The sequence below is a fragment of the Paenibacillus sp. JJ1683 genome, from assembly GCF_053006485.1.
Window position 1 is genome coordinate 4,072,589 of sequence record NZ_CM129820.1, and the last position, 13,493, is coordinate 4,086,081.

General features: G+C 44.7%; 15 protein-coding genes. 5 read left to right on the forward strand and 10 right to left on the reverse strand.

The genetic code is table 11. The annotated features are described in order from the left end of the window. Positions 1–30 precede the first annotated feature (30 nt). The 7 genes from ACUC6J_RS17430 to ACUC6J_RS17460 all read right to left on the reverse strand — a co-directional run bounded on the left by ACUC6J_RS17430 (position 31) and on the right by ACUC6J_RS17460 (position 6,124). Positions 31–738 (reverse strand): DUF542 domain-containing protein, encoded by a 708-nt coding sequence (locus ACUC6J_RS17430; protein WP_447249192.1) that lies wholly within the window; start codon positions 736–738, stop codon positions 31–33. A gap of 108 nt (positions 739–846) precedes the next feature. Then, entirely contained in the window at positions 847–2,268 is a 1,422-nt protein-coding gene (gene hemG, locus ACUC6J_RS17435; RefSeq protein ID WP_447249193.1) for a protoporphyrinogen oxidase, read from the reverse strand. Further along, positions 2,261–3,367: a TIGR04053 family radical SAM/SPASM domain-containing protein gene (locus ACUC6J_RS17440; RefSeq protein WP_017426857.1), complete on the reverse strand. Its 1,107-nt coding sequence runs from the start codon at positions 3,365–3,367 to the stop codon at positions 2,261–2,263. The genes hemG and ACUC6J_RS17440 overlap by 8 nt, the downstream gene beginning before the upstream one ends. A 15-nt stretch (positions 3,368–3,382) precedes the next feature. Further along, complete coding sequence (locus ACUC6J_RS17445) at positions 3,383–4,171, reverse strand: YwiC-like family protein (protein WP_044787712.1); 789 nt, start codon at positions 4,169–4,171, stop codon at positions 3,383–3,385. A 123-nt stretch (positions 4,172–4,294) separates the two neighbouring features. Next, on the reverse strand, positions 4,295–5,089 hold the full coding sequence (locus tag ACUC6J_RS17450) for a hypothetical protein (RefSeq protein ID WP_031461951.1): 795 nt from the start codon (positions 5,087–5,089) through the stop codon (positions 4,295–4,297). 44 nt (positions 5,090–5,133) lie between these two features. Further along, the gene (locus ACUC6J_RS17455; RefSeq protein ID WP_447249194.1) at positions 5,134–5,601 is read right to left on the reverse strand and encodes a hypothetical protein; all 468 of its coding nucleotides are present in this window, start codon (positions 5,599–5,601) and stop codon (positions 5,134–5,136) included. A 46-nt stretch (positions 5,602–5,647) separates the two neighbouring features. Then, entirely contained in the window at positions 5,648–6,124 is a 477-nt protein-coding gene (locus ACUC6J_RS17460) for a DUF6097 family protein (RefSeq protein ID WP_447249195.1), read from the reverse strand. A 132-nt stretch (positions 6,125–6,256) separates the two neighbouring features. Between ACUC6J_RS17460 and ACUC6J_RS17465 the strand changes: the two genes are divergently transcribed. Beyond that, a complete protein-coding gene (locus ACUC6J_RS17465; protein ID WP_447249196.1) occupies positions 6,257–6,988 on the forward strand; it encodes a hypothetical protein in 732 nt (243 codons plus the stop codon). 5 nt (positions 6,989–6,993) lie between these two features. On the opposite strand, the gene ACUC6J_RS17470 is transcribed toward ACUC6J_RS17465, so the two are convergent. Together ACUC6J_RS17470 and ACUC6J_RS17475 are read right to left on the reverse strand one after the other, a co-directional pair. Beyond that, a complete protein-coding gene (locus ACUC6J_RS17470) occupies positions 6,994–7,695 on the reverse strand; it encodes a DUF1963 domain-containing protein (RefSeq protein WP_447249197.1) in 702 nt (233 codons plus the stop codon). A gap of 20 nt (positions 7,696–7,715) precedes the next feature. Further along, entirely contained in the window at positions 7,716–8,642 is a 927-nt protein-coding gene (locus ACUC6J_RS17475) for a cell division protein ZipA C-terminal FtsZ-binding domain-containing protein (protein ID WP_447249198.1), read from the reverse strand. 159 nt (positions 8,643–8,801) lie between these two features. On the opposite strand from ACUC6J_RS17475, the gene ACUC6J_RS17480 reads away from it, so the two are divergent. The 4 genes from ACUC6J_RS17480 to ACUC6J_RS17495 all read left to right on the forward strand — a co-directional run bounded on the left by ACUC6J_RS17480 (position 8,802) and on the right by ACUC6J_RS17495 (position 12,257). Next, positions 8,802–9,548, forward strand: coding sequence for a hypothetical protein (locus ACUC6J_RS17480; RefSeq protein ID WP_031461957.1), 747 nt, complete (start codon positions 8,802–8,804; stop codon positions 9,546–9,548). A gap of 275 nt (positions 9,549–9,823) precedes the next feature. Continuing rightward, entirely contained in the window at positions 9,824–10,909 is a 1,086-nt protein-coding gene (locus ACUC6J_RS17485) for a WXG100 family type VII secretion target (protein ID WP_447249199.1), read from the forward strand. Between the two features lie 33 nt (positions 10,910–10,942). Further along, positions 10,943–11,779: a hypothetical protein gene (locus ACUC6J_RS17490; protein ID WP_447249200.1), complete on the forward strand. Its 837-nt coding sequence runs from the start codon at positions 10,943–10,945 to the stop codon at positions 11,777–11,779. Then, the gene (locus ACUC6J_RS17495; protein ID WP_031461960.1) at positions 11,772–12,257 is read left to right on the forward strand and encodes a DUF5381 family protein; all 486 of its coding nucleotides are present in this window, start codon (positions 11,772–11,774) and stop codon (positions 12,255–12,257) included. The genes ACUC6J_RS17490 and ACUC6J_RS17495 overlap by 8 nt, the downstream gene beginning before the upstream one ends. Positions 12,258–12,301: 44 nt before the next feature. Here the strand turns inward: ACUC6J_RS17495 and ACUC6J_RS17500 are convergent, their stop codons facing one another. Beyond that, positions 12,302–13,477 (reverse strand): aminotransferase class I/II-fold pyridoxal phosphate-dependent enzyme, encoded by a 1,176-nt coding sequence (locus ACUC6J_RS17500; protein ID WP_447249201.1) that lies wholly within the window; start codon positions 13,475–13,477, stop codon positions 12,302–12,304. Positions 13,478–13,493: the final 16 nt, after the last annotated feature.

Here is a 13,493-nt window from a genome sequence, read left to right on the forward strand (position 1 = left end):
GTCTAGCCTGTCATGAAGTGATAGGTTTCATTATGAATGGGGTTGTGCCTGTCTGGTACGTTCAACTAGTGTACAATTCTCAAGAAGAATATGATTATAAATGTCCGCTTCCAGATCCTCCAAACGCTTCAATACAAGTCGATGTGTGCCACAAGCTTCCTGTAACGGCTCAAAGCCATTGGTAATCAAACGCAGCTCCTGCAGTAAATCCACAACCGCTTGGTGCTCGTCTTGCAACTCGGATAAGTGAAAAAGAAGTGCGTCCACACGCTCAAACGTCGAGTCCTGAAAAAACGCTTGAATCAACGGAAACAGAAGACTTTCCTTGAATTGAATATGTACCGTTAACTTCTGTTTAAGCAAGGTATAAAGTTCATTCACTCGCTTCAGGTGCGAATAGCGTTCGCTATGAACCCGTGTTAGCTTGGTAATATACGGTGTGAGCGCCGCTAGTTCTTCACACAACTTTGTATGATACTCATCCTGAATATAGGCGATCAGTTCTTTGGGTTCTAGTGAGGAGGGTTGCATTTGCTTATGTTGTGCCTGATTTTCCTCCACTTCATGCACCCGCGCCAGCAGTTCACCAGCGTGCAGCCCCCGGCTGGCAGCCGCTTCACGGAGCGATATTTTTCCGCCACAGCAGAAGTCAATCCGTAGTTTACGGAACAAGTCACTTGTTTTGGGTACTTCTTTTACAATGTCCGCTACCCATGTTTCTTCCGTTAACTGGCTCATTTTCATTCCCCCATCTTACTTCAGTTTTATACTTAACTCTCATTTTATGTCTCTCTCAAGGCTGAACCAATTAGGGCGATCCCTTTTTCACTCGTGGAAAGAGCCTGATTATAAAAAACCTGAGACCAGCTGTTCAGCTGCTTCTTTGCCTTGAGCGATACAATCCGGAATGCCAACCCCTCCATAACCAGCACCACATAAAAATACACGTGGAAAATCCTGTGACAAATCATGTCTCACCTTCGCCATCTGCTCTTTGTGTCCTATCGGATATTGTGGCATGGATTGATTACACCGACTGACTTCAGTTAATTCAGGTTCAGCATCGATTCCCATTAAATCCTTCAGGTCTTTGCGCGCCGCAGCTACAAGTTCATCGTCTGTCATCTGAACCCATCCCTGTGAGCCTGCATGTCCAATGTAAGTCCGTAAGAGTGTATACCCTTCAGGTGCGGTATGGCTCCACTTTGTCGATGACCAAGTACAGGCCGTAATCATTTTTCCTTCTTTGCGGGGAACTAAAAATCCAGTTCCCTCATAGGCAAGATCAAGGTCTGAATTTTTATACGCAAGGGAAATATTCGCTACCGAAACGTAGTTAATCTTATGGAGCCAGCTCACACTTGCGATATCGGAAAATAATGTAGCCGCCTCAAAGGCTGGAACAGCGCAGATCATTGCATCTGCATCTATGATTTGCCCATGGTCTAGCACTACTTGATAACGATCCTCTTTTCTCACCTCAGCCACACGCTGTCCCATCACAAAATGGACGGTGTCGAGCTTTTCCTTTAACCGATCCACAACGGTCGATAATCCATGTCGATAGGAAAGAAACATGCTTTTCTTGGCGATATCCGGCAATTTGTTAGGTGCACCCGACTTTCTCCCCGCTCCTTTAGCCATACCTATAATCAAACTTCCATGTTTTTGTTCCATCTGCTTAAATTGAGGGAAGGTTGACTTGAGGCTAAGAGAATACGTATCGCCAGCGTAAATACCAGATAGCAAAGGCTCAGTAATCTGCTCCAACACCTCTTTACCTAGACGCCGCTTGATAAAATCCCCCAGAGATTCATCCATATCGCCTTGCTTGGCTGGAATAATTAAATCCAGAGCTGCGCGTGCTTTTCCCAGTGGAGAGATTAGCCCTGTCCGAATGAAGGGCGTTAACTTTGTTGGAATGCCTAAAATAAAGCCCATTGGCATAGTATGCAGCTTGCCTTTATGCAAAATGGAGGCCGACTTGGCCTTCGGGTTTGTTGACACCAAATCGGCTTCCAGCCCCAGTTCCATAGTCAGATCCAATATAGCTGTTTTTCTGGCCAGAAAAGCATCCGGTCCTTTTTCGATCATAAAATGGTTTTGGCGAACCGTTTGCAGCTTTCCTCCCAGACGGTCGCTTTTCTCCACCAGTGTAATCTCCACTTCAAGCTGCCTGTCTTCCGCTAACTTTTTCACATAAAAGGCAGCACTTAAACCGCTTATTCCTCCACCAAGGATAACAACTCTTTTAGCATTTTTATTCATGAGCACACGTTTCCTTCCCCACTCCAGGCATATATGCACAATAAGGGTCACTCTCCAAATAGTCTCCTGTGATGGCAAAAGCCCTTGCTCTGGAGCCTCCACAGACTGTATTGAATTCGCAAACTCCACATTTGCCTTTAAGCAGAGATTTATCCCGAAGATGGTTCATAATCGGAGAGTGCCGATAAATATGGGCCAAACTATCCTTTCGTACATTCCCGCAAGTTAGCGGTAGGAAACCACTCGGGTACACTTCGCCAATATGACTGATAAAAACAAATCCATCTCCATCATTTACGCCTTTAGGCGCGCGTCCCAAAACATCTGCCCGTTTAGGTTCGAACATTGCACCGTTCTTCACTGCTTTACGCTTTTCCTGTAGGACAACCCTTCGATAATGAGGTGCTTCGGTAGCCTTTACACCGTAGGGCATCTGTTGCTGTATCTGATACAACCACTTCATTACAGCCTCATGCTCATCAGGAGTAATCATATCTTTTTCCATACCACGCCCGGTTGGAACGAGAAAAAACAAGCTCCATAACACCGCCTGCATTTCCTTTACCTTTTCTGCAATTCGCTCCAGATCGTGAAGATTGTATCGGGACACGGTGGTGTTCACTTGGATAGGGATGTTCAATTCCTTCAAATATCCAATTCCCCGCATGGTCGTATTGTAAGAACCCACAGTCCCGCGAAAATGATCATGAATGTCCGCGCATGAACCGTCCAGGCTAAAAGCCCATCGTGATAAGCCAACCTGCTTTGCTTTTTCGACCGCTGCTCTTGTCACTTTTGGGGTAGCACTGGGAGTCATGGAAACCGATAGCTTTTTCTCCTCAATTGCATATTGAGCCAACTCAAATAAATCAGGACGCGATAACGGATCTCCACCTGTGAAAACCACCAGTGGTTGATTCATTTCAGCGATTTGATCGAGCAGCTTTTTGCCCTCTTCAAATGTCAGCTGACGAGGGTCAGGCTTATATTGGGCTTCCGCTCTACAGTGAAGGCATTTTAATGCGCAAGCTCTCGTTACCTCCCAAATGACGATAAACGGGTCTACGCGATAATCTCGTGGCGTTTGCAAAGATATCATTGATGTCTCTCCTTTTTAAAAATATAAAAACAGCACAGATACATAGAGCATCAATGAAAATCCAATTTCAGCCATGCCTACATGCTTTGCCTTTAACTCGAATTTGGGAAGCCATATAGCTCGTATGAACAAAATTAAAAATGGAATAACCAAAAACACCTTGATCCAGGCGGCCAACAGCACAATGATCAGATGATAGATAATAGACGCATAATAGTAACGTGGATTTTTTCTTTCACGGATGATCGTTTTAACATAAAGAGCCGTTCCTATGAAATAACATACCAACAGCAAAAATAGCTCTGTGGTTAATGTCCAATCTCCACCTTCTCCAATATGAACAACAGGGTATATAAAAGAACAGAAAAGCAGAATCGCGGTAATGTCATTTAACAAAGCACGCTCATTCTTCATTTTGGCGTAATACATATTAGCCATAAAAAAGAACAGGAGCAGAACTCCGTACCAGATCAACGCAGGTTTAACCCATACTAGAGAAGCCAAAAGAGGAAGGAGTATTGCTCCGTATATAACAACAGGTTTACGGTATCTTTTACTGTTTCCCGTTTTGATCCATTGAAGAACAGGAAAACTAAATAAATAGATAAAAAACCAGCATACGAATAGAGGTATATGAATGAATTGTTTTGGAGAAGCAGCTAAGCCAAACAAAAATGGAAGAATGAGCATTGCCCAGGCTCCATGCTGATTGGGGATGTATCTACTAATCCCTTTCAAAGTCTTGATCCTTTTTTCACAATGTGTAACATCTTTATAGCTTCGGTTAATCGACTCATCATCCATTCCCCCAAAATTCAATTTTTCACCCTACTTTAATTCTAAGTATTCTGTCCAATTGAACCAATCAGGGAGTTCCCTTTTTTTTTTTGGGGAATAGCCTAACCTGAAGATAAACCTTCACTTTCTTTATAAAAACGTACCAAAATAATAGTCCAGCGCTTCCTGGGAGTATCCGTCATCTCCTTGCCAGGCTGCTACCGAATAAAAATCATCATTGCCGCCGCGGCGTCTACGAGGTGTGTCCCGTGGTGCCAGCAAGCCAGCATATCCCCATACCTCCATAACCACGTCGCGTTCATTTTTGCTGGATGGGAACACATCTTTCCAGCGCTTCTCCAATTGCCGCGCACCATTCTGAGCCTCACAGTCCTGAACGGCTTCCAGCATGTTATGAAGGATAGCCAGATCCTCATCCGAAACCTGGAACTCCTCTTCTTGACTAAACAATTCAAGGTCCATCCAGCAGTAAAGAAGGTGATTCAGCCGAATACCGCCCCATTTGATCCGTTCAAAATTCAGCACATTCAAATCCTTATTGACGTATTCCTTATCGGACATTAGTTTATGAAAATTACAATCCCCACAGCTGCTGTAATTGGTCAGGACGACAGGTCGCTCCCCATAGGTATGCATAGGCAGTTTTGCGGTTAATGCCCAGCTCGATAAGGCGCTTCGCAAATGAACCTTTTTCGTGGAAAGACTGTGCAGAAACGCCGCTGCCACTCGCTCTTTTGTAGCCTTTTGCTGATGCAGCTCATATAACCTTTTTATCATCTCATCATGTGTAATGGTGATCGGATCGAACATCAAGCCCTTACTTTTGGCATATTCAAAATCCTCACCCGAAAAGGGTCCTCGCTCCTGCTTCCAGCCGCTGGACCAGAAAGTGTTCATGAGTATTTTCTTTGCTTTTTTATCCATCACACTTCTCCTTACTTATCCCAACAGTCTCACCTACAAGATCGCTATTCACCTTTATACTTAAAAGCAACGGCCGTATTTCCCGACCGCGGGTCAAAATAAGAAGAGATTTTCCCCCAGTCAAGTTCATATTCCATATAGGGGTAAGGCTTGGTTTGACGATAGCTTGGCTTTACGGACAAATGTCGTTGTAACAAACGATCATGCTCCCTTTGACGCTTTCTTTCCCCTTCTTCAGACCAATTATCCCATGAAGTTGGAAATTCATTGCCTTGGAGCGAAATCTCCACAACCACTAGACTTGTATCCTTAAAGCATACAGACACAAAAAAATACCGGTGCAGCAGAGGAACTTGATCAAAATGATACCAAATGTAATCATTCCCTAGCTTTCTTACAGAATGAAAATATTTCGTGTACAAATCGGTCCTTAACAACTGCTCTTCTGTTAAAGAAGAATAAATCGCGTGCTCATTATCAACTTGAATGATGCCCGATTCCCAGTCATTCATTGCTGCCACTCCTTAAACTGATATGCCAATCTTCTACAGCTACTCTTTACCCTCGTTTGTCCACATGATGGAAGATGGCCTGCCAGGCTCGATCCAGCACGCGTGTATGTAATCGTCTAGCACAAACATTTCTAACGATACCAAGCACGATCACACCCACAAATACAACACTAAGTATTGTAATAGAGGGAACCCAATATTCGAACATGGCATTTATCAGCACATCCAGCAGATGTCGCTCCGGCTGCAAATATTCCACCACTGCAACAATACATGCTGCCAGCAATACGAGCACAGATAGGGTCATAAGCGTTGCATTGATTACTTTGTATCTGGCAAGCCCTTGCTGAAAAATGCGAGTGCCAGCATATTGCTCCAGCAAGATAATTTGCTTGTGAAAATCATCTTCCACCTGCTCTACAGGCAGGTCGTGCTTTTGAATCAATGCATGTGCTTTCTTCAGTTCGGATTGAATAAATAGGCTGCTCTGGATAGCAGATCCTAACTGACCTAAAACATTCATATCTTTTTACCTCATTTCAATAGTTTCTAAATTACGAGTATATCGTTTCATACTGAACATGACAATGTATGGAACATTATAAACAAATGATAAGATAGGATAGTCTAATATAAAACAGAAGGGAGATTGGTCATGCAGTCTGTTGATCACCAACTCTATCTGGCTGAAAGCCATCGTATTCCTAAATTATCCATGTCACGGTACATTCAATATTTTAATATAAATGTCAAACCATTTTTGGAACAATGTATGGTTGAGCATACGATCCAAGGCTATGAAGTCTACAGATTCAGATTGACGGCAGAAAAGCGCGGAGAATTCGATTCATGGAACTTCCTGCAGCTTCTACAAGTTGAAAGCAAATCGGTCGCCGAGCAATATGTGAAGTTAAAGCAACAGCTGACAAGCTTCCCAAAAGAAATAGAGGTACGCAGCGAATTGATGATCAGCACGCCCCAATCGAATTACCCCACACCACCGCAACATGTACAGCGGCGTGCATTCAAGCCCTTTTTTGCTGTTGAATATGTAGATGTGCAAGCCCCATATTTGGATGAATTTCGGCACATTATGATTCACAATAACAGCCCTGCCATGCGAAACATTCTTGAGCATAAAAAGTGGTGCTACATGATGATTGCCCTTGAAACATTGGAAGTGTGGCACCATCATGACGCCTTTCCAACATGGAATCAAATTCATATCATTGGCCTTTACCCGGAAGCTATGCTCCATTATAAAAAAGATTTCGAAGAAGGCTTGCAACAACATGCCGGAGTTACTTTTCAGGAAAACTTCGATAGACTCAAAAGTATTCGAACCATGCTGTACAAAACGATCGCTTCCAGGCTCTTCCCTACATGAGCTTATTAATAAAAATCAAAGTAACCTCGCCAGGTTCCTTCATTTTGATGCTTGGCAAAATAAAAGCTACCCCCATCGACAATATTCAATTCGGCTTTGGCATCTGACGCAATCTGAAACACAAATTCACAGCCTTCGCCAAAGTCGATGCCTGGTTGAATAAAGCTGGGATAGCCACCCATTTTGTGAACCGCATATATGTCCTCTACGATGTCCTCAAAATAGTCGGGCTCCTCCTCGTCCATATCATTGAGGGCATCGCCGTATTCCTCAGGAATATCTTCCCCGTCCCAGACTGGATAATCATTCTCTTTGAGCTCGGGGAACAGCGGAAATGCTTTGATTTGCATAAATGCCGGACCAAAATCTTTTTCAACCAAACCCTCTACCGACGTATACTCACGAATACACATATATCCTTCCATATCTTCATGATCCAGTACATCGGGAGACAGGAAGACTGTCAACAGCTTGACATCACGCATAGCTTGAGGAACAAAAGGCATAGCAGGCAGATACAATTGCATGATCGGAGCCATAACATTTCCCTGTACATCAATCGGCTGTTCCTCTGTCGGTAAAGCTACTGTGACTCTACCGATCCAGCTCTGATCAAGGGAACCCGACGGTCTGCGTCCCCCTGTATGAAAAATAGTAGCTTTACGTCTTAAAATCGTTCTTAGCTTCTCAATGGAGTTGCTGGACAACGAAATCACTCCTTTCTAACCTAGAATAGAAACATCACAACATCCTCGCCTGCTCTACAACCAAACTCACTTAAGCGGTCTTCCATCTCTTGAATCTGGCGCAGATAGTCTTCCTGTACAGCTGGCAGCTCCTGTTCATTCACTAATGTCCCACCGAGTCTGGCGCGCGCATATTCGGCACCTTTCCACATCGCCTCAAACACAGCTTGCGGCTGCACCGTTCGTACCGCATCCATACTGAAAATCAAATCTGCAAAGCGATCCTCTGCGAGTGTACTCAACCAAAAGAAGCCGGGATCGGTTCCCGTATGTACGCTAAATAGTTCATCATAGCCTCCCGGACCGTGATGGTGTGCATGGAAAATATCCATATCTCCCCACTCCATTCCAAGGCTGAGCATGACATCCCAGATGTCCACTCCACGATAAGATTGACCTTGATCCGCTACCAGCCTAAGCATGACAGTGTGTTCCCTCTCACCTTCCTGATCTACAAATGCTTGAAGTTTTTCCGCTTTTGCACGTGCATGGGCAGCATCCTCCCGAGGAAGCACACGAACGATACCCTTCTCCTCAAATCGCGCTGGCAGTGTGTTCATAAAGTCAGTAACCTTGGCTTCTTCCAATCGAATCTGCATCTCTACATTATCGAATATATCTATACAAATACAGATTTTATCATAATGGCATTCGCCTGCCGGTCTGCGTCCCACACTAGTCCATATCTGCAAATCATGGACATGCCCATACACAATATACCCCTTAAGCAATTGTAAAATATCTTCATCTGACAACGTAAAACCACTGAATTCCACATCAATCAGCCAATAGATATTAGCATCTGGCTCCACTTGATGGATTCCTTTTATGGTCTTCACAGGCTTCTGTACCAACTCTACGGCAAGAATGCTAGATACATCCTCACTCCCATGTTCTGGTAAATTCAAGAATTCCCCTCCTTATTACCTGTTTTCACTTAACAGTTTCCTATAATTCTCAATCTATATTAAACTATAAATCACCAAGCACAAAATTGTATAAAAACGGTGCTGGGTCGTTGAACATGAATCGTAGAAACTCAAAGCTTCGAAAGGGGAGAACTCATGATGCAAAAACTTTGGCAAAAAGGAAAGGCTTTGTCCCTGCCTATTATGGTGTCTGCATCGCTGATTTCTGGAGCGCTGTTGGTAAATATACCTGCAGCGAATGCAGCTGCAACCAAGGAATTGCTTCAGTTATCCGGGCAGGCTACTTACTATGGAGAGGTTGAGAATGGTCAGCCACACGGGCGCGGTACGATCAAATGGAGCGAATATAAGCAGTATTCGGGTGATTTTGTGAATGGCAAGCGATCAGGTACTGGGAAATATATAAATCAATACACGGATGCAGATGGACAACATCATAAAGTCGTATATAGCGGAACGTGGAGCAATGACACCATAAGTGGCAAGGGTACGCAGACTGATAAAGTGACGCAAACGGACGGAACGATACGTTCGAATGAAATCCAAGTCGGTACTTTTCAGAACAATGGATTACAGAACGGCTACCAAGTGATCCATGCTGTAGCCGATCCAGACTACAGCTTTACTTATAAAAATGGTAAAGAAGTGCTAAATATTTTGCACAGTAATCAGGATCTGGTCCAAAGGTGGCAGCAAGGAGAGCTTTTCTCCGTAAATTATAAAAATGGCTCCGTTCAAAAGGAATACTCCATGTTCCCTGAAGAGGTCGCAACCAAAGAACGTCAAAGACAAGCGGCCATCAAATATCTCAAAGGGATTACCACCAAGATCACCCCTCACTTGCAGCAGTTTGAAAAGCTGTCCAAGCAGGTTCCTTTAAAATAAGCTAGAGTGTCGCACATTATATAGTAGCTTCTATGCATGATGGCCTCTCATTCTTATGGAAAGCTCCATTTGAACAGAGAGGCTTTTTTTCATCTTCTTTATGAGTAACATGTAAGAATTTCGAATCATAACAACTCCTACTATTTTCCCTTATACCCCCTCATGAACTCATACAAATGACTTATTTTTAACAAAAACCCCCTCCTTTTTTTGCTAACCACCGCTAGAATCACTAAAATATTAAGTAATTATTTTAATCATCCGAGGTGGACATCATGGCTAAAATTATGGTTCCTCCTGAGAAACTAGAGGCGGTTTCCAGGCAGTTCGCACAGGCACGTGAACTGGGAGCACAAATTTGCGGACAACTGTCACAGCAAATCCAAATGCTAGAGAATAGCTGGGCAGGAACGACACAGCAGCGCTTTTATCAGGATTTTCATAAAGCACGTGGACAAATGGATGCTTTTACTCAAACGGTCGGTTCTGTCAGCACAGAGCTGCGTTCCATTGCAGTAAAATTCAAGGAAACAGATACCCAAGCAGACACAGGGATTAACCAAGGAGATCAGAGCGGACAGATTAAGAGCAATGAAGGAGCAACTTCTGGGAAAAAAGGGAACGACCCAGCAGATATAGCCATTAACAGCCTGTCAGAAGCCAATAAATGGCGGGGACAATTGGGCTTTGCCGGGACAGCGATCTATAGCGGTCTGGCTTCCACACTTGTGCTCACCAAAACAGTAGAATTCAAGAAAAGTCTGAAAAATCCTACTCGAGCGGTTATACATAATGCGGCATGGGTGAAAGGCAAGGGTAACAATGCTTTTATGCGTAATTTGGGCAAAAGCCTAAATCGCCAATTCGCTAAACCAGGTATTGTCATGAAAGGCTTGAAGGGCTTTGACCGTTTAGCCGGAAAGCTTCAAATGGGTAAGCTCGGTCTTGGATTTAACAAAGCTAATAGTTTTCCTCAGTGGACGCGCAACGTCATCGCCGGGGTGGAAAAAGGACGTTACGGCATAGCCACTCGCCAAATTCCCGGCATGATTGCCAAAAAGCTGTACCCTATTAATGCCACCATGAATATTGTGGGCGAGGGCATCAGTCTGGCCGGAAAATGGAAAAGTGGGAAGCTTACCGGAACGGATGTCGCTGTATCTGCTTCTAACGTAGCGATCAAAACTGCCGCAACTTATGGCGGTGCTGTCGTTTTGGGGTCCGTAGGCGGTGCTATCGGCGGTCCGGTTGGTGCAGCCGTCGGTGCATACGTTGGCGGTACAGTGGGAAGCTGGGCAGGTGGAAAAGTCGCCAAGTTCGCCGAAAAAGGGATACGCTGGGCCAGCAAACTATTTAAATAACATACACTTAACAGAGAGAGAAGGAGCCTGACTATGGACAAACAAACGGTAATTTTAACGCTTGAGGAACTAGGGTTTGCCTTGACTGCACTGGGTGCAGAGGATATGGCTTCGGGTCTGCTCCAATCCTATTACGGGGAACTAACGGAGGATCGCTGGGAACTGCTTTTTCATGCTGCAACACATAGCCTGGTATCCAAGGGCTTGTTGGAACAGCAGGATGACGGGCAACAGCAGCTTGAATTTGATACGTTCATTGTTGACATGCTGGCTCATCTGGTACAAAGCCGCCAAATGCTGCGTGGATACAAGGAGCAACAGGACAAGCAAAATACATTAACGATACACCATGGAAATGGCCGTTTTTTGTATCACCTCTCCAGCCACAATGAACTCCATTTCTTTCGCTGGTCTTCCCCAGAAGACTGGCATCACGACATTGATCAATTATTCGACCTGTTTTCCCCAAACTTCAATGCACACTGCCGATACGTCGATCTGACAGAAGAACAGTGGAATGAGTTAACCTCATCCAACTTCACGATGCAGCAAATGGCAACGTGGAAGCTTAAAGAGTCGGCTGAGCAAATGATACAAGACTGGCGAGAGGATTTTAATCGTAATCACTGCAACCTCGATAATTTGAGCCAGATGGTATACACGGACACGGATGAAGAGGGGCCTTCCGTTACAAATCTGCTATTTGTTCTTAAAGGAACGAATGATGTGTGGATCGTAAGAAATACAGCACTGGATATGCAGGCCACCCCATGTCTGCGCATTGAAAGTGTGACTGAATCAGACTGGAGAGAACGGATCACTCATTTCATTCAGGCGTTTGTACCCGACGAGGCGGTATTCCGTGGATAAAATTGTATATCGCAGATCTCTGGCATTTTGGAAAACCCTTGGTAGCTTGATGTTTGTGCTGATTTGTCTGTTTTTACTGTTGCTCATTTTTATCGACGAAGATATCTCTGCTCTGCAAATCTTCTTCTTTATTACGTCTGCTATGATTGGACTTCCTTTTTTTGGTAGTTATTTGGTGGTCTGTTTGAACAGAACGCTTCGTAAGGATACCTTCCTGTTCATCTTTGATGAACACAGTATTTCCGACGGTATTCGAACTGTCCCGTGGTCTGCAATCACTAAAGTTGAATTCGAGGGAGCCTCCATCCGCAAATGGTTGCGCCCTCGTTTCCCCACCTTTATTTTTCATCTGAATGACCGCAGCACCTGGGAAGTCAGCACCGATTATGTGTTGAACGATATGGAACTGAATCAAGCCGGGAAACAACTTCGAACTCTCATTAACCAGTATGGCAAGCCGAAGAAAAAACGTTTTTGATTTGCGCTCTCATTCCATGAATTTCTTTTATTCCAGCTTATTCTTTATGCTTGAAAGACACCCGTTGCTGCGATGCGCTGTACCGCCTCTAGCAGTCTTTCTTCACTGTTCACCAGGCTGACCCTCACATAAGAAGCTCCTGCACGACCAAACCCTTCTCCAGGGGCAACCGCAACATGCGCCTCGTCCAATAAAAAGTTTGCAAAGGAAGCCGATGTATACCCCTCCGGCACCTTGAACCAGGCAAAAAAAGACCCTTGGGGAGCGGCAACATCCCAGCCAATATTTCGTAACGCTGCAATGAGAACATCACGTCGCCGATCATATAACGCCGCGAGCTTCCGTACTGGCTCCTGGGTGCCCAGCAATGCGACAGCTCCCGCATCTTGTACCGCGCCAAAAACAGTACTGTAGGCATGCGTATGATAATGCTTGAGCGCACCAATAACGGACGCATTTCCAACCGCAAAGCCAAAGCGCCATCCAGCCATGTTATACGTTTTGGAAGCTGTATACGTCTCGACACCATATTCCTTGCCGCCAGGGATTTGCAATAGACTAATCGGCTTATGCCCGCCAAATCCAAGAGCGCCATATGCAAAGTCATTCATAACCGGAAACTGGTGCCGAGCAGCATAATCCAGTGTGTTCGTCAGGAAATCTACGGAAGCTACCGCTCCTGTCGGATTGTTCGGATAATTAATCATGAGCAGTTTGACCTGCTTTGCGATTTCTTCAGGTACGGTTGTATAGTCCGGCAAGAATCCATGTTTCTCATCCAGAGGAATCGTATGAATACGAGCTCTTGCCAGCGCAGCAGCGGAATAATATTGGGGATATGCCGGATCGGTGGTCAACAACCAATCACCGGGATTCAGCAACGCCTGCGGAATCCCCATTACACCTATGGCTGAGCCATTGAATACAGCAACTTCCCGGTCAGGGTCCAGCTCCACCTGATACTCCCGTTGATAGAACGCAGCGACAGCCTCCAGCGTGCTTCTTTTCCCATGAAAAGGCGGGTAGCCCTGATTGATCGGTTGATCGACCGCTTTCTTCAAAGCGTTGATGATATGCGGTGGTGTTGGCTGATCTGGGTTGCCGGCTGCCAAATTAATTACATCTATTCCTTTGCTTTTATACAGATTCACTTTGTCATCAATTGCGCTAAAATAGTTGTCAGGCAGAGCCTTGACGAGATCAGAGGATGAAAAAATCACGTTTATCTCCACCTTC

Coding starts and splice junctions, on each gene's coding strand:
- ACUC6J_RS17430 (WP_447249192.1), bottom strand. CDS start 738: ATGAGCCAGTTAACGGAAGAAACATGGGTAGCGGACATTGTAAAAGAA.
- hemG (WP_447249193.1), bottom strand. CDS start 2,268: ATGAATAAAAATGCTAAAAGAGTTGTTATCCTTGGTGGAGGAATAAGC.
- ACUC6J_RS17440 (WP_017426857.1), bottom strand. CDS start 3,367: ATGATATCTTTGCAAACGCCACGAGATTATCGCGTAGACCCGTTTATC.
- ACUC6J_RS17445 (WP_044787712.1), bottom strand. CDS start 4,171: ATGGATGATGAGTCGATTAACCGAAGCTATAAAGATGTTACACATTGT.
- ACUC6J_RS17450 (WP_031461951.1), bottom strand. CDS start 5,089: ATGGATAAAAAAGCAAAGAAAATACTCATGAACACTTTCTGGTCCAGC.
- ACUC6J_RS17455 (WP_447249194.1), bottom strand. CDS start 5,601: ATGAATGACTGGGAATCGGGCATCATTCAAGTTGATAATGAGCACGCG.
- ACUC6J_RS17460 (WP_447249195.1), bottom strand. CDS start 6,124: ATGAATGTTTTAGGTCAGTTAGGATCTGCTATCCAGAGCAGCCTATTT.
- ACUC6J_RS17465 (WP_447249196.1), top strand. CDS start 6,257: ATGCAGTCTGTTGATCACCAACTCTATCTGGCTGAAAGCCATCGTATT.
- ACUC6J_RS17480 (WP_031461957.1), top strand. CDS start 8,802: ATGCAAAAACTTTGGCAAAAAGGAAAGGCTTTGTCCCTGCCTATTATG.
- ACUC6J_RS17485 (WP_447249199.1), top strand. CDS start 9,824: ATGGCTAAAATTATGGTTCCTCCTGAGAAACTAGAGGCGGTTTCCAGG.
- ACUC6J_RS17490 (WP_447249200.1), top strand. CDS start 10,943: ATGGACAAACAAACGGTAATTTTAACGCTTGAGGAACTAGGGTTTGCC.